The sequence below is a fragment of the Microbispora sp. H10885 genome, assembly GCF_014161415.1.
Lineage (GTDB): Bacteria > Actinomycetota > Actinomycetes > Streptosporangiales > Streptosporangiaceae > Microbispora > Microbispora triticiradicis.
This window is the reverse complement of record NZ_JABBWY010000004.1, coordinates 18212-42365: the sequence shown is the minus strand read 5'-3', so window position 1 is coordinate 42365 and position 24154 is coordinate 18212. Positions and strand designations below refer to the sequence as shown.

Sequence of the window (24154 nt, the reverse complement as noted above, 5' to 3'; positions counted from 1 at the left end):
TCACCGGCCGCCGATGGGGATCTCGAACCAGACCGCCTTGCCCTCCCGGGTCGGACGGGAACCCCAGCGCCGCGCGAGCTGGTCCACGAGGTAGAGGCCGCGGCCGCCCTCGTCGTTCTCCCCCGCGCTGCGGATGCGCGGCAGGCGCAGGTCCTGGTCGAAGACCTCCACCCAGACGGACTCCCCGCCCCGGCGCAGCCGGAGGGTGAACTCCTTGTCGCCGGCCATCTCCTCCTCGAAGCCCGGCACGTCCCACGACTCGTCGAACGGCAGCGGCGGGCCGTCGAGCACCAGCTCGCGGCGTGGCACGCCCGCGCTCGCGGCGTGCAGGACCACGTTGGTCACGACCTCGGAGACCAGCAGGCAGGCCAGCTCCGCGCGTTCCTCGGGCACCTGCCACGCCTCGAACGCCTCGGACGCCATCCGCCGGGCCTCGCTCACCATGATCGGTTGCGCCGGGAACGTCCGCTCCTGCGACTGAAGTTCGGTGCCGGCCGCGCGGACGACGAGGATGGCCATGTCGTCGTCGATTTCGCCGGGGACCGCGCCGGTGGCGAGGTCGGCGATGCGCTCGACGGACTCCCCCGAGGACTTGGCCAGTTTCTCGCGGAGGACCGTCAGCGTCTCGTCGTCGTACGCACCCGCGGCCGCGTCGCGCGGCGGCCTGCGGTCGACCAGGCCGTCCGTGTAGAGCAGCAGGGTCGCCCCGGCCGGCAGGATCCTGGTCTCCTCCTTGTAGACCAGGTCGGCGTGCATGCCCTTGGCCCGCACCCCGAGCGGCTGGCCGACCTCGGTGATCTCCAGGTCCCTGACCTCGCCGTCCACGAGCATCAGCGGCGGCGCGTGCCCGGCGTTGGCGAACCACAGCTGCCTCGACCAGGCGTCGTACACCATGTACTGGCAGGTGACGATCGGCGGGTTGGTGATGTCGGCGCCGAAGTCGTCGTGCTCCGGCGAGGCGACCACGCGGGTCCACTCGTCCAGCCGGGCGAGGATGTCGGCGGGCGGCTTGTCGTCCTGGGCGAAGGCCCGCAGCGCGGCCCTGAGCTGGCCCATGACCGCCGCGGCCTTGGCGCCCCGGCCCTCGACGTCGCCGATCACGATGCCGACCCGGCCCGCCGACAGCGGGATCACGTCGTACCAGTCGCCGCCCACCTGGGTCTGGATGCCCTGGCCGTGGGTGGCGAGCGGGGCGGCGGGGAAGTAGCGGTGGGCGATCTCCAGCCCGTCGAACGACGGCAGCACACGCGGAAGCAGGTGCTTCTGGAACGACTCGGCGGTGTGCCGTTCCTCCTCGAACAGCAGCGCGTTGTCGACGGCGAGCGCGACGCGGGTGGCGATGGCGCCGACGAAGTCGCGGTCGAAGGTGTCGTAGTGGGGCGAGTGCCGGTTCGTGAGGTTGGACAGGAGCAGGTACATCAGCCCGAGCGTCTCGCCGCGCACGCACAGGGGGGCGACGATGGCGGAGGTCACCCCGATCTCGGCGAACAGGCGGGCCTCGCCCTCGCTCGGCGCCGGATAGCTGACCTGGGAGAAGTCCTCGACCAGGATCGTCTCCTGGCGGCGCAGCGCGGTGTCGGCGTAGTGCCCGAGGGGGTAGGCGATCTCCGCGCCCACCGGCGGCCAGGAGCCCGGCGGCGGCGTCCAGCCGCTCACGTGGGTGGAGACCTTGCGGACCAGGCGGTCGCCCTCGGCCAGTTCGATGAAGCAGTGGTCGGCGAACTGCGGGACGAGCGACTCCGCGACCCGGTTGAGCGTCTCCTCGACGTAGAGGGAGCCGGCCAGCCGTTCGCCGATCCGCTCCAGCAGGCCGAAGCGGTCCTTCTCGCGCTCGTTGCTGCGCATCGCCTCGCGCGCGGTGATCACGATGCCCGTGATCGAGCCGGAGGGATGCCGCAGCGGCACGGCCTGGGCGCGTACGTAGATCAGTGTGCCGTCGCCGCGGACCACGTCGAAGGTGCCCTCCCACACCCCGCCCCGCAGCACCTGCTTGGCGAGGTCGGCCGCGAGCGGGTGGTCGTGGTCGGAGATGCCGAGGGTACGCAGCGACTCCCGGCCCGGATTCGCGCCCACCCGGCCGAACAACCGCTCGGCGAAGGGGTTCCAGTAGAGGACGTTGCTGAACCGGTCGGTCACGACCACGGCCATCTCCGCGTGGTCCAGCACGGAGCCGGCGGTTAGGCGGTCGTCCGCGTCCTGTGACAAGTCTCCCCAGCGCCTCATGCCACGACCATCCCTTGACGAGGCGGGTTCGCTATGCCGGGCACGGGCGCTCCTGCGAAGGCTGGGTCGCGAGAAATGAAGGACTCCCTACGGGATTCAACCAGGCACAACTCTTTCCGTCATCGTCTGGTGACGAAAACGTGAGAGGCCACATCGCGCGGAAGGTCCGCGGTCGTGCTACCCACCTCACCATCACCTGTCACCCGTACACCGTTGTCGCTCGCCGCGAGCGTCACCTCGCGTCCGGGTTGTATCCCAACTTGCTTGAGTTTAAGCATCACAGCCGGGTCGCTTTGCACTTGTTCGCTGATTCGCCGCACGACGACGGGCACGGCGCTCGGACCCGCGAGGGTCACCATGGGAGACACCATCTCATCCCCGCCCGAACCGGGCTGCGGCACCCCCAGCTCGTCGAGACCGGGGATCGGATTGCCGTGGGGGCAGAACCGGGGGTTCTGCAGCAGGCCGACGAGCCGGGTCTCCACCGACTCCGACATCACGTGCTCCCACCGGCACGCCTCGATGTGGACCTCTTCCCAGGGCATGCCGATCACCTGGGTGAGCAGGCACTCAGCCAGGCGGTGCTTGCGCATCACGCGGATCGCGAGCGTACGGCCGAGATCGGTCATGCTGAGGTGTCTGTCCCCCTGCACCTTGACCAGGCCGTCGCGTTCCATCCGCGCCACCGTCTGGCTGACCGTCGGGCCGCTCTGCTGCAGGCGTTCGGCGATCCGGGCCCGGAGCGGCACGATGCCTTCTTCTTCGAGTTCGAAGATCGTGCGGAGATACATCTCCGTCGTGTCGATCAGGCCATGTGCGGTCAAGGCTCCTCCACTACTACAACGATGCTACGACCTCCCCCGCGTTCGCAGCCGACCCTATTGGGGAAGCGACCCAGGATGGGAAACATCGGAGCCCAGCGATTCCTTCCTGACGAGGTCAGTCTGCCCGCCCTCAGGGAGGCCGCGCGCCACTGCGAAGGCTGCGACCTCTACCGCGACGCCACCCAGACGGTTTTCGGCGAGGGCGTCCCGGACGCGCGGTTCATGCTGGTCGGCGAGCAGCCGGGCGACCAGGAGGACCACGAGGGCGCGCCGTTCGTCGGGCCCGCGGGCCGCGTGCTGGACCGGGCCCTGGAGGAGGCGGGCATCGACCGCGAGGCCGTGTACGTCACCAACGCGGTGAAGCACTTCAAGTTCACGCCACGCGGCAAACGCCGGATCCACCAGAAACCGACCGTCGGGGAGATCAACGCCTGCCGGCCGTGGCTGGAGGCCGAGATGCGCCTGGTGGACCCGGAGGTGACCGTGGTGCTGGGCGCCACCGCCGCCCGGGCCCTGCTGGGCCCGGACTTCCGGGTCACCCGCCACCGGGGCGAGCCGGTCCCGCGCCGGGAGGGCGCCTACTACGTCGCGACGATCCACCCCTCGGCGATCCTGCGCGCGCCCGACCGGGACGAGGCGTACGCGGGCTTCCTCGCCGACCTCACGGTCGCGGCCCGCACCGCTGCCTCCGGGGTCATGGGGCCAGGCGCTCCATGACCCAGGAGCCGCGCGCCAGCCGGTACCGGAGCCGGTCGTGCATGCGATCGGTCTGACCCTGCCAGAACTCGACCTCCGCGGGCGCCACCCGGAAGCCGCCCCAGAAGTCCGGCATCGGCGGGTCCTCGGGCCAGCGCTCGGCCAGCTCCCGGTAGCGGGCGTCGAGCCGTTCACGCGACTCCACCACGGCGGACTGGCGGGAGGCCCACGCGCCGATGCGCGACCCGTACGGCCGGGAGTGGAAGTAGGCCGCGCTGTCCTCGCGCGAGATCCGGGTGACCGGGCCCTCCACGCGGACCTGCCGCCGGATCGGATGCCAGGGGAACAACAGACAGGCCCGCGGGTTCTCGGCGAGGTCGCGGCCCTTGCGAGACTCGTAGTTGGTGAAGAAGACGAACCCGCGTTCGTCGAACCCCTTGAGGAGGACGGTGCGGGCGGAGGGACGGCCACCGGCGGAACTGGTGGCGACGACCATGGCGTTCGGTTCGGGCAGGCCCGCGGCGACGGCGTCCGCGAACCACAGCGCGAACTGCGTCACCGGGTCGTCGGCCATGCCGGTTTCGAGCAGGGGCTCACCCTCGTAGCTGTGCCGGAGCCCGGGCAGGTGCGAAGCGCTGTCCACGGAAAGGTATTGTCGCGCGCCCGGCGCACTTCTCACCCGGTGGCCCCCAACAGGGGGAACGGCGTGGGGGAGGGGCGGCGACACGACAGCGTCACACTGCGGGTTAAATTGACCCGCCGGTATCTCGACATCAAGGCTCTGGACTTCACAAGAGAGGGAGGCGGCCGAGAATGTCCGACTTCAAACCCGGGCTCGAAGGCGTGGTGGCGTTCGAGACCGAGATCGCGGAACCGGACAAAGAAGGGGGCGCCCTGCGATACCGGGGCGTCGACATCGAAGAACTCGTGGGCAACGTCTCCTTCGGGAACGTCTGGGGCCTGCTCGTCGACGACAAGTTCCAGCCGGGTCTGCCCCCGGCGGAGCCGTACCCCGTTCCCGTCCATTCCGGCGACATCCGAGTAGACGTACAGAGCGCGCTGGCCATGCTGGCGCCCGCGTACGGCTTCCGCCCGCTGCTCGACATCGACGACGACCAGGCCCGCGACGATCTCGCACGCGCCTCGGTCACGGCCCTGTCGTTCGTCGCGCAGTCGGCCCGCGGCCTGGGGCTGCCGATGGTCTCGCAGAAGCGCGTGGACGAGGCCGAGAGCATCGTTGAACGTTTCATGGTCCGCTGGCGCGGTGAGCCCGATCCCAAGCACGTCAAGGCCATCGACGCGTACTGGACGTCCGCCGCGGAGCACGGCATGAACGCCTCGACGTTCACCGCCCGCGTGATCGCCTCCACCGGCGCCGACGTCGCCGCCGCCCTGTCGGGCGCGGTCGGCGCGATGTCCGGCCCGCTGCACGGCGGCGCCCCGGCGCGGGTGCTGCACATGATCGAGGGCGTCGAGCAGATGGGCGACGCCCGCAAGTACGTCCAGAGCGAGCTGGACAAGGGCAACCGCCTGATGGGCTTCGGCCACCGGGTCTACCGGGCCGAGGACCCGCGTGCCCGCGTCCTGCGCCGTACGGCGAAGGAACTGGGCGCGCCGCGCTACGAGGTCGCCGCCGCGCTGGAGACCGCCGCGCTGGAGGAGCTGCACGCCCGCAAGCCCGACCGGGTTCTCGCCACCAACGTGGAGTACTGGGCCGCGGTCGTCCTCGACTTCGCCGAGGTGCCGTCGCACATGTTCACCTCGATGTTCACCTGCGCCCGCACCGCCGGCTGGGCCGCCCACGTCCTGGAGCAGAAGCGCACGGGCAGGCTGGTCCGCCCCAGCGCGAACTACGTGGGCCCGAAGCAGCGCTCGATCAACGACGTGCCCGGCGCCGGCGAGGTCGTCGGCAGGGTCTGAGCCGCCCGAGGGGCTGCCGAGGGCCCGCGGCTTTCCGAGAGGGCCGCGGACCCTCGGCCGTCCCCCGCGCCCGCCCCGCTCAACGTCCGGGCTCAACGTCCGGGCTCAGCGGCGGGGCTCGCCGTCCTCGCCGTACACGTCGGGGAGGTGGTCGCAGACTCCGCCGGGCGGCGCGGACTCCCGCAGGCTGAGGCGCCCGCAGCGGACCGCCACCTTCACTCCGCCACCGGCCTGCACCCGCATGATCGCGATGGTCTTGTCCACGGGGTCGTGAGCCTCCCGGCCGCCGAAGTCGATCACTCCGCTCGAACCGTTCCTGGCGAGCCGCCCCGAGACGAGCGCGAGCCGGTAGAGGAGGTCTCCCCTGCTGGGCAGCCTTCTGCCCTGGTACGCCCGGTTGGCCGAGTCGTAGAAGAGTTCGACCGCGTCGTAGCCCAGGATGAGGTTGTCCTCCGACTCGGTCGAGTTCCGGCCGAAGAGGGCCTGGATGAACCCGGTCGGCTGCGTGCCGTGGTCCCGCGACGGATCCCGCCACAGTTCCCGGCTCGCGAGCGCGGCGTAGTACACCTGCACGCGCCCGTAGTCGCCGATCTCCTTGCCGTGGTCGGTCACCACCTTGATCACGTCGTCACCCGCGATCACCTTGACCTGGCCGTCGCTGCACTTCTCGACGGCGTCGACGAAGCCGAGGAACTCGGTGGCCCGGCCCGCGTACAGGATCACGTCGGGATGGCGCCCGCAGGCGACCGACGTCGCCTCGGCGATCCCGCCGCCATCCACGGTGTAGTAGACCTCGTCACGCTCGGAGATCTCGATCCCCTGGTCGCCCGCCGCCTCCTTGTAGTCGCGGGCGAGGTTGTTGGTGTAGCTGTCGCCGGGTGACCGGTCCTGGACGATCACCGCGGTGGGCGAGGACTTCCCGGGCAGCAGCGTCCGGCGGATGAACCGGGCGACGAGCTGCGCCTCGCGCCAGTTCGTCGGGCCGATGCGGAAGTAGTAGGGGGACGGCCGCCTGGGCGCCGTCCCGATCTCGCCGGCACCGGTGACGTCGGGCACGTACCCCAGGTCGTCCGCGGTCGCGGTGGTGGAGAGCATCGGGATCTTGGCCTGGTGCAGCACGCTGATCGCCTCTTCGACGCCCTTGACACTGCGCGGGAAGCCGATGACGCCGAGCGTGTGCGGGTCCTCGGCCGCCAGCCTGCTGACCAGCCGGGCGGCCCGGCGCCCCTGGCGGAAGTCCGCCCCGGCGTTGGCGATCAGGACCTGGAGGCGGGGAACGTTCCGGACGGTGCGCTGGTACTGCTCCACGGCTTTCAGCTCCGCGAGCGCCCCGGACACCCTGCTGTCCTCCTCCGGCGCGTCCTCGCCGGGCTCGGCGGGCTCGCCGTCCGGCCGCGGGCTCCTGATCGAGTACTCCCCGAACAGGACCACGTTCACGTACGCTCCGACGTTCCGGGCGGCGGCGTTGTTCTCGTCGATCCGCTTCACGACGGCGCCGATGTTCCTGCCGAAGACGTCTTCTGGGGCCCGGCCGTCCGCGTTGACGACGCCGACGCACTCGTCGCCGACCAGCTCGGCCCAGGACAGGCCGCCACAGCGCGCCTTCTGGTCCTGGTAGATGCTCCAGGCCAGGGTCACCGGACCGACGACGAGCAGCGCGATCACGCACCAGTACCCGATCGCCCGCATCCGGCTGGGCAGCAGCCGCGGCCGGTGGTCGTCGTCGGGCGCCGGGCCGGACGTGGCGGCCAGCAGGCGCAGCGGCGGCACCTGCCGCCGCACCCGGGCCCGCCAGGCGTCGGCCAGCGCCGGCAACTCCGTCAGGCGGCCTCCCGTGACCGCCCTCGCCTCCGCGGCCTTCGACTCCGGCACCGCGGCCAGCACCAGCATGGGCGGCAGGAGGCCGGTCTCCTCGGTGGTCTCCTCCAGGACGCGAAGGAACCGCTCGTTGGCGCACCCCGGCAGGGTGGCGTCCAGGACCAGCAGGCCGTACAGGCCGCGGCCCCAGCTCGGCCACGGAATGATCCACTTCTGGTACGCCTGGTGGAGGTCCTGGCACAACGCGTGCACCAGCAACCGGTCGGCGTCCTCGTCGCTCGCGCTCGCCACCCGCAGCGCGTACTGCGACAGCCGCTCGAACGGCTTCCTGGTCAGGTAAGGCTGCCGCCGGAACCAGCCGTTGAAGAACGATCCACGGACCGACAGCAGCCCCTGGACGACCGTGCCGGCCGCGAAGACGAGCAGGCCGAGCGCCCACGGGAGCACGCCGACCAGGTCGGGCGCGCTGTCCAGCCACCAGGGCGCGTGGTCGCCGGCCACCTGGGTGCTCAGCAGCACCGCGGCCAGGGTGCCCACCGGCAGCCAGGTCGTCGCCGCGCGCCCGAAGAAGTCGGCCGCCGTCCTGCGGCCCTGGTGCCCGCCGTGCCTGCCGCCCCGCCAGAGCTTGAGCCGCTCCTTGAACTCCTCCAGGCTCCCCCGCGACTGCGGGTCGGGCCAGCGCGGGGGCGGCGTTCCGCCGCGGTCCGGCTCCGGCGGCAGGCCGCGCTGCCTGCGCGCCCACAGCACGAACTGCACCAGCGAGAAACGCGGCGGCGGCAGGAACGAGCCGCCCACCGGCCGGCCGAGCTGCCCCTGTTCCCCGGCCAGCGCGTCCACGAGTTCGTGCAGCGTGCCGTACCGGCCGGCCGCCACCGACGCGTACGGGAGGCAGTCCTCGAACGGCGCGGCGAGACGGCGCGCGGCCTCGAACGCGTCGCCGTCCCGCTCAACGACGAACACCAGGGGAAGCGGCTGGTCCGGCAGCCAGAAGAACGGCCTGCGGACGAGTTTCTCGATGACGCCGTGCACGTCGGCCACGTGGATGTCTCCCGGGAGGCGGAGTCCGTTTTCGGGGTGGTGCGTGCTTCTGAAACTCGACCGTGACTCCTCCGCTCCCCGAAGGGAGCGGCTTCTCGCTAAGCCGCTTGTACGGCGTCGCGAAGGGCAAGCCCTGCCCTGAGGATGTTGGTTGCCGCGTTCACGTCGGCGTGCGCGGTATGCCCGCAGGCCGTACAGGCGAATTCGGCTTGGGTGTGGCGGTTCTCCTTGGCGACGTGCCCGCAGCGGGCGCACGTGCGGGAGGTGTCGGCGGGGTTCACCGCGATCAGCTCGCGACCGGCGCTTTCAGCCTTGTACGCGAGCACACGCAGGAACACCCCCCAACCCGCGTCCAGGATGCTGCGGTTGAGCCCGGCTTTGGCGGCGACGTTCCGGCCAGGGGCCTCGATCGTGCCGGACGCCGACCGGGTCATGTTCACGATCCGCAGGTCCTCATGCACGATCACGCCGTAGGCTCCTACCAGCCCGAGCGCAACCTTGTGCGCGCCGTCCAGCCGCTGACGGCGAACCTTCGCATGCTGGGCGGAAACCCTGGCCACAGTCTTTCGACGGCGATGGGAGCCGCGCTTTTTACGGGCGAGATCCCGCTGAGCGGCGGCCAGCTTGTCAGCGGACGCGGCCAGATGACGCGGGTTGGCCAGATGCTCCCCGTCCGAGGTGGTGACCAGGGACGCCACACCCATATCGAGGCCCACGGCCGCGTCGGTCGCCGGCAGAGGTCCTGGGGGGACCTCATCGCACGCCACGACCACGTACCAGCGGTCGCCTTCCCGCTTCACCGCGATCGTCTTCACCCGCCCGCGCACGGGCCGGTGCCGGTGGACGCGGACGTGACCGACGCCCTGCAAGCGGACGTAGGTCGCCGTCGGGTGCTCAGGCTGGGAGTCCCACCGGCAGCCGTCGCCGTCCTTGGGCCACTCCACCGTGCCGAACCACCCGCGGCCCTTGAACCGCGGGAAGCCGGGCTTGTCACCGGCTTTGACACGGCGGAAGAACGCCGCGAACGCCCTTTCCAGTCGGCGCAGAGTGGCCTGCTGAGAGGAGAACGACCACCGGCCCTGCCCATCAGGGTCGTCAGCGCGAATGTGCTTCAGCTCCCCCGACTGGTCGCCGTACCCGACACTCACCCCCGCCATCCGATAGGCCGTACGACGGTGCTCAAGCGCCGCGTTGTAGAGCTGCCGGTGATCCTCCAGGCACGCGGCGAGCGCAATGCGCTGATGGCGGGTCGGGCGCAACAGGAACGTGAAAGACCTACGCACGGCCGCTCGCCCTACGAGCGCGCCCGTACCGCGGTGCAGTACAGCGGAATGCCGGGGGAGGTAGGCACTCGACGAGTCACACGACCAGTATCACAGCACCGGGCATCCAATGCCTGGAAGATGAGAAGACAGGAAAGGGCCCGCGGGAGACCAAAAGACAAGCCCGGTCAAGGACGGCATGCCCCCGTTGCCTCAAGCGACGGTCCGCTGCCGAGGTCGTGAGGTGTCTCATCATCCGGACCATGGTCTAGAGCATTCGCGGGTCTCACTACGCTTGAACCGTGGCTGACATCGTGATTCCCGCTGACATCAAGCCCGCCGACGGCCGTTTCGGCTGCGGGCCCTCGAAGGTACGCCCCGAGCAGCTCGCCGCCCTGGCCGGCGAAGGCGCGAAGGTGATGGGCACGTCCCACCGGCAGAAGCCCGTCAAGAACCTCGTCGCCCGCGTCCGCGCCGGCCTCACCGACCTGTTCTCCCTCCCCGAGGGCTACGAGGTCGTGCTCGGCAACGGCGGCACCACGGCGTTCTGGGACATCGCCTCCTTCGGGCTGATCCGGGAGAAGTCGCAGCACCTGAACTTCGGTGAGTTCTCCTCGAAGTTCGCGACGGTCGCGAAGAAGGCCCCCTGGCTCGCCGACCCCTCGGTGATCAAGTCGGAGCCGGGCACCCACCCGCTGCCGGTCGCCGAGGAGGGCGTGGACGTCTACGCGCTCACCCACAACGAGACCTCCACCGGCGTCGCCATGCCCATCAAGCGCGTGGGTGACGACGGGTCGCTCGTCCTCGTGGACGCCACCAGCGGCGCGGGCGGCCTGCCGGTCGCCGCCGAGGACTTCGACGTCTACTACTTCGCGCCGCAGAAGAGCTTCGCCTCCGACGGCGGCCTGTGGATCGCGCTGTTCTCGCCGAAGGCGCTGGCCCGGGTGACGGAGATCGCCGAGAGCGGCCGGTTCGTCCCCGAGTTCTTCAGCCTGCCGACCGCGATCGACAACTCGGTCAAGGACCAGACCTACAACACGCCGGCGGTCGCCACGCTGTTCCTGCTGGCCGACCAGCTCGACTGGATGAACGGCCAGGGTGGCCTCGGGTGGACCACCGCCCGCTCGGCCGACTCCGCCTCGCGCCTGTACACCTGGGCCGACAAGACGTCGTACACCTCGCCGTTCGTGGCCGACCCGGCGCAGCGCTCCAACGTCGTCGGCACGATCGACTTCGACGACTCCGTGGACGCGGCGGCGGTGGCGAAGGTGCTGCGGGCCAACGGCATCGTGGACACCGAGCCGTACCGCAAGCTCGGCCGCAACCAGCTGCGTATCGCGATGTTCCCGGCCGTCGACCCGGCCGACGTCGAGGCGCTGACCGTCTGCGTCGACTACGTGGTCGAGCGCCTCTGACGGTTCTTCCCGGCGGCCGCCTCCCGTGCGGCCGCCGTTCTCGCCGACGCCTCAGTAGGCCCGCCGGCGGCGGAGCAGCCAGGCGGCGATCACGCCGCCGATGAGGCCGAACAGGTGACCCTGCCAGGAGACGCCCGGCTGGGTGGGCAGGGCCCCCCACAGGATCGAGTAGTACAGCACGGCGACCACGACGCCGAGGACGATGTCGAGAGCCCGGCGGTCGAACAGGCCCCGGGCCACGACGTAGCCGAAGTAGCCGAAGACGAGGCCGCTCGCGCCGATCGTGAGCGTGTCGGGCGGGCTGGTGAGCCAGACGCCCATGCCGCTGACCAGGATGACGATCAGGCTCGCGGCGAGGAACCGGCCGATGCCCCGGATGGCCGCCACGAACCCCAGGATCAGCAGCGGCACCGAGTTGGCCATCAGGTGGGCGAAGCCCGCGTGCAGGAACGGGGCGAAGAAGATCCCGGGCAGCCCGTCCGGCTCGTGGGCGACGATGCCGTACCTGTCGAGTCTGTTGTTCTCGACGTAGTCGAGGATCTCGATCGCCCACATCGCCGACACGAGCACGATCATCAGGATCGCGCTGCCGAGGGCGCCGGTGAGCAGCTCGGACGCGCGCTCCCGCATCGACCGGCCGGACGGGGGCAGCCCGGGCTCGGATACACTCATGGATTCACCGTACGCAGTCACGCCCATGGACGAGCGGACTGCCCGGAACCACCCCGATCATGCCTGCTGGCGGCTATTCGCCCTTCCAGACGGGAGGGCGCTTCTCCGCGAAGGCCGCCGCGCCCTCCATCGCGTCGCCGGACGTGAAGACCGGGCCGATGATCTCGCCCTGTTTCCGGAACATCTCCTCCCTGGACCAGTCGGCCGACTCGACGATGACCCGCTTGGTCGCGGCGAGGGCCAGCGGCGCGTTCGCGGCGATCGTGCGGGCCAGTTCGAGCGCGCCGTGCAGGGCCTCGCCCGGGTAGGTGACCCGGTTGACCAGCCCCAGCTCGTAAAGCCGGGTGGCCGGGTAGTGCTCGCCGGTCAGCGCGATCTCCATCGCGACGTGGTACGGAATCCGGCGCGGCAGCCGCATGATCCCGCCCGCGGCGGCCACGAGCCCGCGCCTGGGCTCCGGCAGGCCGAACTTGGCGTCCTCGGACGCGACGACGATGTCGCAGGCGAGCGCCAGCTCGAACCCGCCTGCCAGCGCGTACCCCTCGACGGCCGCGATGATCGGCTTCTTCGGCGGCGCCTCGGTGATGCCGCCGAAGCCCCGGCCCTCGACCGTGGGCATGTCGCCGGTGAGGAACCCCTTCAGGTCCATGCCCGCCGAGAACGTGCCGCCGGCCCCGGTCAGGACGATCACCGACACCTCGGGGCTGGCGTCGAGCTCGTCGAGGGCGGCCGCGATGCCGCGCGCCACCGCGCCGTTCACGGCGTTCCTGACCCTCGGCCGGTTGATGGTGACGACGGCCACCCCGCCGTCGACGATCTCTACGAGCACCTCGTCCGGCGCGGCGGCCGGCCCGGAGTCAACCTCGGACAACCTGACCTCACCTGTCACTTGGGCTGGAAGCGGATGCCGCCGTCGAAGCGGATGACCTCGCCGTTCATGTAGTCGTTCTCGATCAGCGTGCGGACCAGGTGGGCGAACTCGGACGCCTTGCCCAGCCGCTTCGGGAACGCCACCGGCCCGATCAGCTTGGCCTTGAACGCCTCGGCGTCCTGGTCGCCGATCTTGCCGTAGATGGGGGTGTCGATGATGCCCGGCGCGATCGTCAGCACGCGGACGCCGACCACGGCGAGGTCGCGGGCGGCGGGCAGGGTCATGCCGATGATCCCGCCCTTGGACGCGGAGTAGGCGACCTGGCCCGTCTGGCCCTCGATGCCGGCCACCGACGCGGTGTTGACCACGACGCCGCGGGCGCCGTCCTCGTCCGCCGGCTCGGTCCTGGCCATGGCCGCCGCGCCGATGCGCATGAGGTTGAACGTGCCGATCAGGTTGACGTCGATCACCTTGCGGTAGGACGCCAGGTCGTGCGGAGAACCGTCCCGCCCGACGGTGCGCTGGGCCCAGCCGATGCCCGCGCTGCTGACCACGGCGCGCAACGGCTTCCCGGTGGCGACCGCCGTCTCCACCGCGGCCTGCACCGACGCCTCGTCCGCCACGTCGGTGTGGGCGAACACGCCGCCGATCTCGTCGGCCAGCGCCTTGCCGCGCTCCGCGTTCAGGTCGGCCACGACCACGGTCGCGCCGACACGGGCCAGCTCGCGGGCGGTCGCCTCGCCGAGGCCGCTGGCGCCGCCCGAGATGATTGCTGCTGCTCCGTTCAGATCCATAGCCGGACCCTAACGCGATAACCGAATGAAGTTCTACTCGGGGTGGCGCAAAATCGCGGTATCGACGTCCGGATAGACCTTGATCCGCCGGTCCAGCCCGGTCGTGCGCAGGATGCGGGCGACCGGCGGCTGCGGGGAGGCGAGGCTCACCCCGCCGCCCTCGCTCGTGGCCAGCCGCCAGGCCTCGATCAGCACGCTCAGGCCGCTGGAGTCCATGAACGACAGCTCGCCGAGGTCGAGCACGAGGGTCGGGTTGTCGTTCGTTATGGCATCACGCACCTCGTCGCGCAGGAACGGCGCCGTGAACAGGTCGAGCTCACCCTCTACGGCCACCACGACGGCGTTGGAGAGCGATTGGCGCGCGAGCCGCAGCTTCAACGTGTGACCTCCTCCGCTGCGCCCACTTTACTTATTCATCACCCGGGGTGAGCGGGCACGGCGAAGCCGTACGGCAGTTCGAGCCGATGGTCGGCGAGCAGCCGCCCGTCGGCGAGGAGCGTGTGTGTCGGCCCGTCCGCGGCGATCACCCCATCGGACATGACGAGCGACCGCTCGCACAGCTCCAGCGCGTACGGCAGGTCGTGGGTGACCATCAGCACGGTCACGTCCAGGCTTCTGAGGATCTCGGCGAGCTCCCGGCGCGAGGCGGGGTCGAGGTTGGAGGAGGGCTCGTCGAGCACGAGGATCTCCGGCTCCATCGCCAGCACGGTCGCCACGGCCACCCTGCGCCGCTGACCGAAGGACAGGTGGTGCGGCGGCCGGTCGAGGGCGTCGAGCATGCCGACCCGCTCCAGGGCGGCACGGACGCGGCGGTCGAGTTCGGCGCCGCGCAGGCCGAGGTTGGCCGGCCCGAACGCGACGTCCTCGCGGACGGTCGGCATGAAGAGCTGGTCGTCGGGATCCTGGAACACCAGCCCGACGCGGCGGCGGATCTCCCGCAGCGTGTCGGCGCGCACCGGAAGGCCGCCCACCTCCACCGTGCCGTGCCCGGCGGTGAGGATGCCGTTGAGATGCATGACCAGCGTGGTCTTGCCCGCGCCGTTCGGGCCGAGGAGGGCCACCCGCTCCCCCCGCCGGATCGTCAGGTCCACGCCGTACAGCGCCTGCGTCCCGTCGGGATAGGCGTACGCGAGCCTGCTCACCACGAGCGAGGGGCTGCCGGAGGTCATGTGGTGCTCCACGCCAGTAGGGCCGTCGCCGCGGCGAGGCAGGGAAGGATAGCCGCCGTCCCCCAGTCTCGCCCAGACGCCGATATATCCCTAATCGTCGGCATCTCGCCGGTGTAGCCCCGGCTCAGCATCGCGAGGTGGACCCGCTCCCCCCGCTCGTACGCCCGGATGAACAGGGCGCCGGCCGACTTCGCCAGCACCGGGGCCTGCCGCAGGTCCCGGGCGACGAATCCGCGCGACTCGCGGGCGACCCGCATGCGCCGCATCTGGTCGAGGATCACGTCGAGGTAGCGCAGCATGAACGTCGCGATCTGCACGAGCAGCCGGGGCAGCCGTAGCCGTTCGGCGCCGAGCAGCGTCATCCGGGGCTCGGTCGTGGCCGCGAGCAGGATCGAGGCGACCACGCCCAGCGTCGCCTTGGCCAGGATGTTCCAGGCGGCCCACAGGCCGGGGAGGCTGAGCGACACCCCGAGCACCTGGACCCGCTCACCGGTGCCGATCACCGGGATCGCCAGGGCGAACAGCACGAACGGCACCTCGATCACCATCCGCCGCGCGATCGCCCCCGCGGGCACCCGCGCGACCACCGCGACCGCGGCCAGCAGCAGCGCGTGGACGGCGAACGCCCAGAAACGCTCGCGCGGCGTGGCGACCACGCACACCGCGAACGCGACGACCGCCACCAGCTTGCACTGGGGCGGCAGCCGGTGGACGGGCGTGTCGGCGGGCCGGTAGATCGGATGATGGTGCCCGGCGCTCATCCGGCGCCCGTCACTTCGCCACCGTCACTTCGCGCCCATCACTTCTCTTATCACTTCGCACTCACACCGCCATCATGGCCGACCCGCCGCCGCCCGCCGCGCGTGAGGGCCGGCAGGGCTCGCGGAGAGGCTCACGCGGGTGCTCGCGAGGCGTGGAAGAGCGTCACGGGACACTCGGAAAGGGCTCACGGAGCGCCCGCGGGCGACACCCCGCCGGTCGGGCGCCTGCGTCGCCGGACGGCGTAGAACACCCCGCCGCCGGCCGCCACGGTCAGCGCGACGCCCGCGACCCCGGCCAGTCCGCCGGAGAGCCGCTGGTCGCTCAGGCCCCTCACGGAGTATCCGGCCAGCGGGGCGTCCTCCGCCGCGTGCGGCTTCTCCTGCGCGCTCAGCCCCTTGTCGGACGCCACCTTCTCCAGCCCGTCGGGGGCGCTGGAGGCGTAGAACGACACGACGCCGGCCAGCAGCACGGCCACGATCGCGCCACCCGCCAGGACCGGACGCAGCCCGATCCCCGCCGAGGGCTTCTCGGCGGGCCGCCCGCCGACCTCGACCTCCCCCTCGGCCGTACGCAGCACCAGCGGCCCGGCCGTCCCGCGCGCGCCGTAGACGAGGTCGGGCCGTACGGCCAGCACGCTGCTCACGGTGAGCGCGGTGATGAGGCCCTCCCCCAGCCCGATGAGCACGTGTACGCCGCCCATCGCGGCGGCCACCGCGCCCAGGTCGATCGGCGCGGTGCCGCCGAGCCGGAACAGGACCGTGAAGACGAGCGCCGCGGCGGGCACCGAGACCAGCGCGGCGAGGAACGACGCGGCCACCAGCGTGCCGCGCCGGCGCGGGCCGGTCCGGGTGACCAGCCGGAACACCGCCCAGCCGACGACCGAGGTGACGATCGCCATGAGCGTGATGTTGACCCCGAGGGCGGTCAGCCCGCCGTCGGCGAAGAAGAACCCCTGGACGAGCAGCACGACCGCGACGCACAGCACGGCGGTGTACGGCCCGACGAGTATCGCGGCCAGCGCCCCGCCGAGCAGGTGCCCGCTGGTGCCCGCGGCGACGGGGAAGTTGAGCATCTGCGCCGCGAAGACGAACGCGGCCACCAGGCCCGCCATGGGAGCGGTGCGGTCGTCGAGCTCCCGGCGGGCGCCCCGCAGGCACACGGCCACGCCGGCCGCCGCGAAGACTCCGGCGCCGACGGACACGGGAACGTCGAAAAACCCATCGGGTACGTGCACGATCAAACCCCTCTGAAACGGGCAGTCCTCAAGCCCACTTTAGAGCACGGGGTTGTAGTTGCAACTAATTCGCAATTAGCGCCGGCGCACGGCCCGGATCACCCGCTTGACCAGGGTCAGCGGGGTGTCCACGCGTACCGACAGGCTGAGCCGCCGGTTGACCGCCGTCGCGTACGGCCTGGCCGTCAACCGCAGGGGGCCACGCCACCACCGCATCGTCCGGGCAGGCGCGTCCATCGTGGCCTCCACCTTGACCGGGAGGCGCACCGGCGGCCCGCCGAGGTCGAGTTCGAGGTAGGCGTCCCAGGTGCCGGGCGGTGGAACGTCCGTCTCGGCCGCGAACCCCTCTGATGAGAGGGCCACCGCTCGCTCCCGGTACTCCCGTCCCGGCCCGCGCTCACGCCACACCAGGTGCCGTACGGCCGGGGCGGCGGGCTCCTCGCCGACCCGCACGTGCCCCTCGACCAGCAGCCGCCGGGCCCGCCTGCGGGCCCGGGTCAGCCGTGCCGCGGCCGGGACGCCGGCCGCGTGCCCTCCGGCGTCGATCGACAGGTGGCCGTGCGACCGGGTGAGGAAGGGCACCACGGCGACGCCGTTCACCAGACGGGGACCCGGGACGCCCGCCCCCGGGTCGCGGCTGGAGCCGAACCGGGCCGGCCTGCGCACGCCCTCGCACTCGACGAACACGTGGACGTCCCACACGCCCGGCGGCAACGCGGCCACGTCGATCAGGACGGTGAAGAAGCCGGTGGCGTGGAGCGCGGGAAGCGCCCGCTCCTCCCGGGAGAGGCGCTCACGCAGCAGCAGCCCCACCACCCCGCCCAAGCCGCCCTCGCCCGGTGCGGTGGCGGTGGCATCGGGGGTGGTGGCGGCGGGTGGTCCGGCCAGGCAGGCATGTCCGCCGACCAGCAGATGATCGCCGCGCCAGGAGACATCGGTCAGGCGGTGGCGCAGCGGCGCGGCCTCGACCCGCGCGAGCCGTACGAGACGGGCGGTGTCGTCGAGCGCGGCGAGCCTGGCGACGTCCATGTCGTCGAGGGCGGCCCGCACACCGGGCGTCAGCCACTGGCCGCAGATGTCGGCCACCTCGACGGCGATCTTCTCGCGGTCCGCCTCGTCGTCGTCCAGGAACGGCGCTCCCAGCCGGGCCAGCACGTCACGGCGCAGATGCCGCAGGAGCAGCCGGTCGCGCAGCGCGCCGGGCGGCACGTGCCGCGCCATCACCTCGATGGGCGTGCGGACCAGGCGCAGCCGGGTCAGGGGGTCGGCCACGCACCCCGCCTCGGCGCCTCCGGTTACCGCGCCCCCCGCTCCGGTGGCCTCGGCGTGGTAGCAGTCGTGGTCCGCCACCACGGAGACGACCCGGGCGTGACAGTAGGCGTGCACGGTGAAGGCCATGTCCTCGCCGGTCCGCTGCGTCTCGTCGAAGCGGAGGGCGTGCCGTTCCAGGAAGGCCCGGCGGAAGAGCTTGAAGCACGTCAGGTCGTCGTAGACCGCGGCTAAGGAGGCCCGGTCGGCGCTGTCCCGCAGCCCGTCGCGAGCGCCGGAGACCCTTCCGACGACGACGTCCGAGCCGTTCCGGTCGGCCGCGGCGAGCAGCGGCGTCAGCGCGTCCGGCGCGAGACGGTCCCCGGCGTCGCAGAAGAAGACGTACCGCCCGGCCGCGCGGGCGAGCCCTCTGTTGCGGGCGGCGCCCGGAGTGCAGGGGTGCCGGTCGTGGATCACGGTGATCACTCGCGGGTGACAGGCGGCGTAGAGGTCGAGCAGCTCGCGGGTCCCGTCGCGGGACCCGCCGTCCACGACGACGATCTCCTTCGCGACCCGCTGGACCAGCAGCGAGGTGAGGCAGCGGTCGAGGGACGCCCGGCAGTTGTACGCCGGGACGACGACGCTGACGTCGATCAGCCCGCGGGCCCCCCGGTCGACGCGCCGGTCACTCTCCGTGTCCATCGCCTTTCATTATGTGCCCCTGACCCTCGCGAACAGCGCCTGCGCCGCTCGCCCGGCGCGTCACGCTCCTCCGGGACGGCCACACCGGGCCCGTATGGGAACCGGCCGTCGATCTTTGGCAGGCCACGGCATAGGTTGTCTGGAGTTCCAGCCAACTGACGGCAAAGGCAGGTCACTGTGACTCACGAGCTCAGCCACGAGCGGTTCGAGACCCTGAAGCGTGAATTCGACGCGATCGACCGCGACGGCGACGGCTTCATCACCGAGGCGGAGCTGCTCTCCCACTTCCCCGGCCTGCCGCCGGAGGCGATCGCCGCGCTGGACCGGGACGCCGACGTGGACGCCGACGGCCGGTTCTCCCTGGAGGAGTTCGTCCGCCTGGCCGGCTCCCGCGACTGACCCGCCCGCGCCACTCGACGAAAATTGCATATTCCGCAAAATTACGCGCTACGCATCCTTGCGTAGCGCGCAATTAGTTGTATGGTGGTCCGTGTGAGCGGGGATGACGGGCGCCCGGGGCTGCGCGAGCGCAAGAAGCAGGAGACGCGCATCGCGCTGAGCTGGGCGGCGATCAAGCTCGTCGCGGAGCGCGGGCTGGAGAACGTTCGCGTGGAGGACATCGCGGCGGCCGCGGGGGTGGCGCCGCGGACCTTCAACAACTACTTCTCCAGCAAGGGCGAGGCGATCGCCGCCAGGCACCTCGACCGCGCCCGCCTGATCGCGCAGGAGCTGCGCCGCCGTCCGGTGTCGGAGCCCCTGTGGGAGGCCATCACGAGCGCCGTGATCACCCAGCTCGCGATGGGTGCGGACTACGACGACCGGCGGCCGGACCAGCATTGGCAGGCCGGCATCCGGCTCATGATCGACGAACCCTCGCTGCAGGGCGAGATGCTCAAGGCCAGTGCCGTCGCCGAGGAGGAACTGGCCGCCGCGATCGCCGAGCGGACCGGCACCGACATCGCCCACGACCTCTACCCACGCCTGGTGGCGGGCGCGGCGGGGGCCGCGATCAGGGTGGCGATGGACCAGTGGTTGCGGGCCGACCCGCCCGTGCCTGTCAGACCACTCGTCGAGGACGCGCTCGGCCTGCTCGCCGCCGGCCTGCCCGAACCTCGATCGTCGTAGTCGCCACCGGAGATCCGCAGGCCGCCGGATCTCACCGATCCAGTTCCAGGAGCGCCGGAACGGCCGTACTCGGGGTGAGTGACGTGCCGTGTCTCCGGCACGCCGCCCGGCCGTTCCCCATCCCCTGATCCGCGGGCACCGTCGTCCACCGGCGCCGCCCGGTCGACGCGCCATGCCCGAAATCGACAACTTCGTCATGCACGGAAAACCAGGAGGAACCACCATGACCGTCGACGTCCTGATCGCCGGAGCCGGGCCGAACGGGCTGATGCTCGCCTGCGAGCTGAGCCTGGGCGGCGTACGGCCGATCGTGCTGGAGCGTCTGCCGGATGACACCAAGGAGAACCGGGCCAACGGGCTGGTCGGCCAGGTCGTGCGGGTCCTCGACCGGCGCGGCCTGTACGAGCGCCTCAGCGGCGGCGCCGAGCCGCCCCGGCCGAGCCCGGCCTTCGTCTTCGGCGCGCTGCCCCTGGAGCTGAGCAGGCTCGACGACAACCCGATGTACGGGCTGGCGGTGCCGCAGCGCCGGGTGGAGCAGGTCCTGGAGGAGCGCGCCCGGGAACTCGGCGTGGAGATCCTCCGGGGCCACGAGCTGACGGGGCTCGCCCAGGACGAGGACGGGGTCACCGTGGAGATCGCCGGGCCCGAGGGCCCCTACACGCTGCGTACCCGGTTCCTCGTCGGCGCGGACGGCGGACACAGCCGCGTCCGCAAGCTGTGCGGCATCGGCTTTCCCGGAGTGACCAGGGACGGCTCGGTCTCCATCGGAGCGCACGTCACCGTGCCAGTGGAGCTGGTCGACGCGGCCACCGGCGGGTTGAACGTACCCGGTTACGGGCTGATCCCCCCGTTCATGCACCACCGCACCGATCACGGCCTGTTCGTGTACGCGCCGTTCCCCACCGGAACGCTCGTGAACACCACGGAGTGGAACCGGGACGGCGGCGGCGACCGGCCGCCGACGCTCGACGAACTGCGGGAGAGCGTACGCCGGGTGCTCGGCGCCGACCTGCCGTTCGGCCCGCCCGAGGGGGACGGCCCGCACCTGCTGCGCCGCCTGAGCGGCGGCAACACCCGCCTGGCGGAGCGGTTCCGGGACCGCCGCGTGCTGCTGGCCGGCGACGCCGCCCACGTGCACAGCGCGATCGGCGGCCCCGGCCTCAATCTGGGTCTCCAGGACGTGGTCAACCTGGGCTGGAAACTGGCCGCCGAGATCCGCGGGTGGGCGCCGCCCGGCCTGCTCGACACGTACGAGACCGAGCGGCGGCCGGCCGCCGAGCGCGTCGTCATGCACACGCAGGCCCAGTCGGCGCTGATCGCGCCCGGGCCGGAGGTCACCGCGCTGCGCGTGCTGTTCACCGAGCTGCTGCGGGACGAGCGCACGATCAAGCACATCGCCGACATGATGTCCGGCGCCGACATCAGGTACGACCTCGGTGGGGACCACCCTCTCGCCGGCCGGCCCGCCCCCGATCTCACGCTGGAGACGGAGACCGGCCCGGTACGGCTGGCCGAGCTGACCAGGGCGGCCCGCCCGCTGCTCCTGAACCTGACGCCGGACGCCGCGCTGGACGGAGCGCTGGACGGGTGGCGCGACCGCGTCGACCTCGTCACCGGCAAGGCGGACCGGGACGCCCCCGCCGTGCTGCTCGTGCGGCCCGACTGCTACGTGGCCTGGGCCTCCGACTCGCCCCGGCTTGGCGAGAAGGAGCGTGACGCCCTGCGCGCGGCCCTGACCGCCGCGTTCGGCGCCCCTTCCGGCACCTCTTCCGGCGCCGGGGGCCGAGAGGGGTGAACGTCAGCCCGCGGCACCGGACAGCTCGGGGTTCGGCTGCCGGATCGGGGTGAAGAACGCGGCGAGCGCGATCAGCAGGCAGGCCGCCCCCGCCAGCAGGCAGACCACCGCCACCCCGTGGCGCTGCGCGCCCCAGGTCAGCACGGCCGCCCCCGCCGGCCCGAGCGAGAAGTGGATGGTCCAGAAGGCGGAGGTGACCCTGCCGAGCAGGTGGTCGGGGGTGACCTGCTGACGCAGCGACATCGAGGCGATCCCGGCCACGCTGACACAGCCGAGGTAGACCGCGGCCGCCACCGCGGTCCCCGCGACACCGCCGGACGTGCCGAGCCCCACGACGGCGAGCCCGGCGACCGCGATCGCCCCGATCCAGGACGCGCCGAACCCCAGCCTGCGGCGTACGGGGCCGACGAGGAGCGAACCGGCGACGGTGCCGAGCGCGGCGACCGCGAGCACGGCTCCGACGGCCCCGTCCGACCGGCCGAGGTCGTGCTTGAGGTGATAGATCAGCACGTCGGTCAGCCCGAGGGTCAGGAAGATGAAGAACGACAGCAGCACGGTCAGGGCGCGCAGCACCGGCTGCCGCCACAGGAAGCGGGCCCCGGCGAGCAACTCCCGCCAGTACCCCCGGGCCTCCTGGCGCTCCCGGTCCTCGCCGGCCTCCCCCGCCGCCGACGCCTCCGGGGCCGATGGTGACGGCCGACCCCCGAACCTGATCAGCATTACGCCGAGCGCGGAGATCCCGAAACTGGCCGCGTTGACCGCGATCGCGGCCGTCGGCCCGGCCCAGCCCGCGACCACCCCGGCCAGCAGCGGCCCGCCGATCCCCGCCGCGGCGGACGTGGCGCCGAGCCGCCCGTTCGCCTCGGTGATCCGGCCCGGCTCGACCAGGTTGCGCACCACCGTGACGTACGTGACCTGGAAGACCATGCCGATCGCCTCGGCGGCCGGCAGCACCACGTAGAGCAGCCAGATCTTCGGCCCGAACGCCCAGGCAACGGGCACGATCCCGTACAACGCCATCCTGGCGAGGTCGCACCAGATCAGCAGCCGCCTGCGGTCCAGCCGGTCGGCGAGGATCCCGGCGAAGACCCCCGCCGCCACCGACGCCGCGCTCGCGAGGCCGGTCAGCAGCCCCATCCGCGCCACCGACCCGGTCACATGCAGCACGAGCAGCGGGACGGCGATCAGGGCGAACGAGTCCCCCGCCACCGACAGCGTCTGCGATCCCCAGAAGACCATGAAGTTCCGGTCACGCCAGAGCGGTGATCCTTTCCCTTCCACCTCCGTCATGCTGCCGCATTGAGCGACGCCGGCGGACCCGCGCTCGGGAACCGTACGGTCCCCGAGCGCGGGAGGAGCGACGCAGCCGCCGTTCGGGCGGCGCGACCGTCAGTCCTCCGGCGCGGCCGGCGCGCGGAACGGGGGCGCGTCGGGCACCGGCGGAAACGGGATCAGCGCCAGGACCGGGAGGAGCGACCGCTCCTCGTCGTCCAGGTGCGCCCGCAGTTCCTCCGACATACGGTCGAGTTCCGCCATGAACCGCCGGGGTTCGGCCGTGCCGATCCCGTCCAGCAGGGCGACCAGCTCCCCCTGGACGCGTGCGATCACCTGATGCTGCTCACCGAGACGGTCGAGGGCGTCGCGCAGGTGGGGATGCCGGTCCGCGAGCGTGGGAAAGACCGCGGCGTCCTCACCCCGATGATGGAGCGCCAGCCCCTGGCAGAACGCCAGGCAGTGCTGCCTGAGCCGCAACCCGAGCCCGAGGTCGCCCCGCTCCGCCCGGCTGTGTGCCTGCGCGGTGAAGTGGGCCTCGGCCTCCTCCCGTACGTGCCGGAGCTGGGCGCGCAGCCAGGCGTGGATCTCCAGCAGCTTGCCCGCCATGGTGGTGACGTCCTCGGGCACCTCGGCGGGCACCTCCGGGCGCTCCAGCACGACGACCGGCAGGGTGCGGGCCGTACGCGCCTGGTAGTCGCCGTATCCCGGGGCCACCCGCACGACGTGCTCGAACAACCGCTCGCGCGCCGCGCCCTCGGCCGGCACCGCGATCGCGTCGAAGACCTCCTCTCCCACCTCGACCCGTACGGCCGGACGTGCGAGCAGGTTGTGATACCAGGCGGGGTGGCGTGGCGCGCCACCCGCGGACGCCACGACCAGCAGCAGGTCGCCGTCGCGGACGTAACCGAGCGGAACGGTGTGCTCCTTTCCCGACTTCGCGCCGACGGTGGTCAGCAGGAGCAGGTCGCCGCCCTCGAAAGGGCCGCCGACCCTGCCGCCGTTGGCGCGGAACTCGTCGATGACGGACTGGTTGAACGATTCGGGCACTGAATGAACTCCAAGAGATCGAAAAAATGAAACACGAAGACGGGCGCGGTGACGGCGCGTACCGGCATGCCGCTCGGGGCACGCCCGCGCGCGGAAAGGCCGGCAGGCGGAGACTCCCGGACGTCAAAGGACCGGAAAAGGACCGGATCGACGGCACGGCGCTCACCGTGAGGAACGACGGCTCACGAACGACGGCACACGAACGACAGACCGGCGGACGACGGCGGACGGGCGGTCGTGGCCGACGGCGGCGTGGGAGTGCGC

General features: G+C 71.8%; 21 protein-coding genes. 6 read left to right on the top strand and 15 right to left on the bottom strand.

Annotated features, from left to right (window positions below):
* The gene (locus tag HHX37_RS11420) at positions 1-2223 is read right to left on the bottom strand and encodes a SpoIIE family protein phosphatase (protein ID WP_182885404.1); all 2223 of its coding nucleotides are present in this window, start codon (positions 2221-2223) and stop codon (positions 1-3) included.
* A gap of 119 nt (positions 2224-2342) precedes the next feature.
* The gene (locus tag HHX37_RS11415; protein WP_111699946.1) at positions 2343-3047 is read right to left on the bottom strand and encodes a metal-dependent transcriptional regulator; all 705 of its coding nucleotides are present in this window, start codon (positions 3045-3047) and stop codon (positions 2343-2345) included.
* A gap of 75 nt (positions 3048-3122) precedes the next feature.
* Between HHX37_RS11415 and HHX37_RS11410 the strand changes: the two genes are divergently transcribed.
* Positions 3123-3764: a UdgX family uracil-DNA binding protein gene (locus HHX37_RS11410; RefSeq protein WP_182885403.1), complete on the top strand. Its 642-nt coding sequence runs from the start codon at positions 3123-3125 to the stop codon at positions 3762-3764.
* Here HHX37_RS11410 and pdxH read toward each other — a convergent pair.
* The gene (gene pdxH, locus HHX37_RS11405) at positions 3742-4386 is read right to left on the bottom strand and encodes a pyridoxamine 5'-phosphate oxidase (protein ID WP_111699948.1); all 645 of its coding nucleotides are present in this window, start codon (positions 4384-4386) and stop codon (positions 3742-3744) included. The two genes, HHX37_RS11410 and pdxH, sit on opposite strands and share 23 nt — an antisense overlap.
* A gap of 170 nt (positions 4387-4556) precedes the next feature.
* Here pdxH and HHX37_RS11400 point away from each other — a divergent pair, with 170 nt between their 5' ends.
* A complete protein-coding gene (locus tag HHX37_RS11400) occupies positions 4557-5663 on the top strand; it encodes a citrate synthase 2 (protein ID WP_182885402.1) in 1107 nt (368 codons plus the stop codon).
* 105 nt (positions 5664-5768) lie between these two features.
* On the opposite strand, the gene HHX37_RS11395 is transcribed toward HHX37_RS11400, so the two are convergent.
* The gene (locus tag HHX37_RS11395) at positions 5769-8519 is read right to left on the bottom strand and encodes an ABC transporter substrate-binding protein (RefSeq protein WP_182885401.1); all 2751 of its coding nucleotides are present in this window, start codon (positions 8517-8519) and stop codon (positions 5769-5771) included.
* Positions 8520-8617: 98 nt separating this feature from the next.
* Positions 8618-9802, bottom strand: a complete 1185-nt coding sequence (locus HHX37_RS11390; protein WP_182885400.1) for an RNA-guided endonuclease InsQ/TnpB family protein — start codon at positions 9800-9802, stop codon at positions 8618-8620.
* 281 nt (positions 9803-10083) lie between these two features.
* Here HHX37_RS11390 and serC point away from each other — a divergent pair, with 281 nt between their 5' ends.
* Positions 10084-11196, top strand: a complete 1113-nt coding sequence (gene serC / locus HHX37_RS11385) for a phosphoserine transaminase (RefSeq protein WP_182879605.1) — start codon at positions 10084-10086, stop codon at positions 11194-11196.
* Positions 11197-11247: 51 nt separating this feature from the next.
* Here serC and HHX37_RS11380 read toward each other — a convergent pair whose 3' ends face one another.
* From HHX37_RS11380 to HHX37_RS11345, 8 genes are all read right to left on the bottom strand, one after another.
* Complete coding sequence (locus HHX37_RS11380) at positions 11248-11868, bottom strand: rhomboid family intramembrane serine protease (protein ID WP_220498726.1); 621 nt, start codon at positions 11866-11868, stop codon at positions 11248-11250.
* A 73-nt stretch (positions 11869-11941) separates the two neighbouring features.
* Positions 11942-12739 (bottom strand): crotonase/enoyl-CoA hydratase family protein, encoded by a 798-nt coding sequence (locus HHX37_RS11375; protein ID WP_220502817.1) that lies wholly within the window; start codon positions 12737-12739, stop codon positions 11942-11944.
* Between the two features lie 14 nt (positions 12740-12753).
* A complete protein-coding gene (locus tag HHX37_RS11370; RefSeq protein WP_111699954.1) occupies positions 12754-13533 on the bottom strand; it encodes an SDR family NAD(P)-dependent oxidoreductase in 780 nt (259 codons plus the stop codon).
* A 33-nt stretch (positions 13534-13566) separates the two neighbouring features.
* Positions 13567-13911, bottom strand: a complete 345-nt coding sequence (locus tag HHX37_RS11365) for an STAS domain-containing protein (protein WP_111699955.1) — start codon at positions 13909-13911, stop codon at positions 13567-13569.
* A 38-nt stretch (positions 13912-13949) separates the two neighbouring features.
* The gene (locus HHX37_RS11360) at positions 13950-14702 is read right to left on the bottom strand and encodes an energy-coupling factor ABC transporter ATP-binding protein (protein ID WP_182879601.1); all 753 of its coding nucleotides are present in this window, start codon (positions 14700-14702) and stop codon (positions 13950-13952) included.
* Positions 14699-15463 (bottom strand): cobalt ECF transporter T component CbiQ, encoded by a 765-nt coding sequence (gene cbiQ, locus HHX37_RS11355; protein ID WP_111699957.1) that lies wholly within the window; start codon positions 15461-15463, stop codon positions 14699-14701. Before cbiQ ends, HHX37_RS11360 begins: the two co-directional genes overlap by 4 nt.
* A gap of 185 nt (positions 15464-15648) precedes the next feature.
* Positions 15649-16698, bottom strand: a complete 1050-nt coding sequence (locus tag HHX37_RS11350) for an energy-coupling factor ABC transporter permease (protein ID WP_182885399.1) — start codon at positions 16696-16698, stop codon at positions 15649-15651.
* A 75-nt stretch (positions 16699-16773) separates the two neighbouring features.
* Positions 16774-18648, bottom strand: coding sequence for a glycosyltransferase family 2 protein (locus tag HHX37_RS11345; RefSeq protein WP_182885398.1), 1875 nt, complete (start codon positions 18646-18648; stop codon positions 16774-16776).
* A gap of 177 nt (positions 18649-18825) precedes the next feature.
* Here HHX37_RS11345 and HHX37_RS11340 point away from each other — a divergent pair, with 177 nt between their 5' ends.
* From HHX37_RS11340 to HHX37_RS11330, 3 genes are all read left to right on the top strand, one after another.
* Positions 18826-19047, top strand: a complete 222-nt coding sequence (locus HHX37_RS11340; protein WP_182879597.1) for an EF-hand domain-containing protein — start codon at positions 18826-18828, stop codon at positions 19045-19047.
* A gap of 93 nt (positions 19048-19140) precedes the next feature.
* The gene (locus tag HHX37_RS11335; protein ID WP_310737947.1) at positions 19141-19773 is read left to right on the top strand and encodes a TetR family transcriptional regulator; all 633 of its coding nucleotides are present in this window, start codon (positions 19141-19143) and stop codon (positions 19771-19773) included.
* Between the two features lie 223 nt (positions 19774-19996).
* The gene (locus HHX37_RS11330; protein ID WP_182885397.1) at positions 19997-21568 is read left to right on the top strand and encodes an FAD-dependent monooxygenase; all 1572 of its coding nucleotides are present in this window, start codon (positions 19997-19999) and stop codon (positions 21566-21568) included.
* A gap of 3 nt (positions 21569-21571) precedes the next feature.
* Here HHX37_RS11330 and HHX37_RS11325 read toward each other — a convergent pair whose 3' ends face one another.
* Both HHX37_RS11325 and HHX37_RS11320 read right to left on the bottom strand, forming a co-directional pair.
* The gene (locus HHX37_RS11325) at positions 21572-22849 is read right to left on the bottom strand and encodes an MFS transporter (RefSeq protein ID WP_220502815.1); all 1278 of its coding nucleotides are present in this window, start codon (positions 22847-22849) and stop codon (positions 21572-21574) included.
* Between the two features lie 108 nt (positions 22850-22957).
* Positions 22958-23890, bottom strand: coding sequence for a nitroreductase/quinone reductase family protein (locus HHX37_RS11320; protein ID WP_182885395.1), 933 nt, complete (start codon positions 23888-23890; stop codon positions 22958-22960).
* Between the last annotated feature and the right edge of the window lie 264 nt (positions 23891-24154).